This window comes from Salinicola sp. MH3R3-1, assembly GCF_001937155.1.
GTDB classification, from domain to species: Bacteria; Pseudomonadota; Gammaproteobacteria; order Pseudomonadales; family Halomonadaceae; genus Salinicola; species Salinicola halophyticus.
Window position 1 is genome coordinate 1 of record NZ_MSDP01000112.1, and the last position, 570, is coordinate 570.

Consider the following 570-nt stretch of genomic DNA (forward strand, 5'->3'; position numbering starts at 1 on the left):
CCGTCTAGGCGGTCGTCACTTTCTCATCGGTGAGGGCCAGACAAACAAAAGCCAGACAAACAAAAACCCCCGCATCAGAGATGCGGGGGTTTTTGACTGGATGGTGCGCCCGGGAGGATTCGAACCTCCGACCCCCTGATTCGTAGTCAGGTACTCTATCCAGCTGAGCTACGGGCGCTTGATCCACAAATTTTCACACGGCGTGATCGAGATTTTCGATTGTTCGAAAATGGCGGAGAGGGAGGGATTCGAACCCTCGATAGGGCTATAAACCCTATACTCCCTTAGCAGGGGAGCGCCTTCAGCCACTCGGCCACCTCTCCCCGATCAGCACGGCGCGTAGATTACCGATTCCGCTGAGCATTGTCCAGCCGAAGGCCAAACTTTTTTCGTGAAAAACCTCAGAGGATGAATAAGTTACCGCGAGACAAGGTCAGAAGGCGAAGTCATGAGGATGAAAGAGGGGTTCAGTAATAGCCCGAGCCGATAAAGGGGACGACTTCACCAGCTCAGACGGTACCAAAGCGCCTATCCAGCACTCATGCGCCAGGACCGCCGTCTTCATCTTCG

General features: G+C 54.4%; 2 tRNA genes. Both read right to left on the reverse strand.

From position 1 onward, the window contains the following. Nucleotides 1-101: 101 nt before the first annotated feature. Nucleotides 102-178 (reverse strand) — tRNA-Arg (locus tag BTW08_RS18615). Between the two features lie 52 nt (nt 179-230). Then, nucleotides 231-323 (reverse strand) — tRNA-Ser (locus tag BTW08_RS18620). Nucleotides 324-570 lie beyond the last annotated feature (247 nt).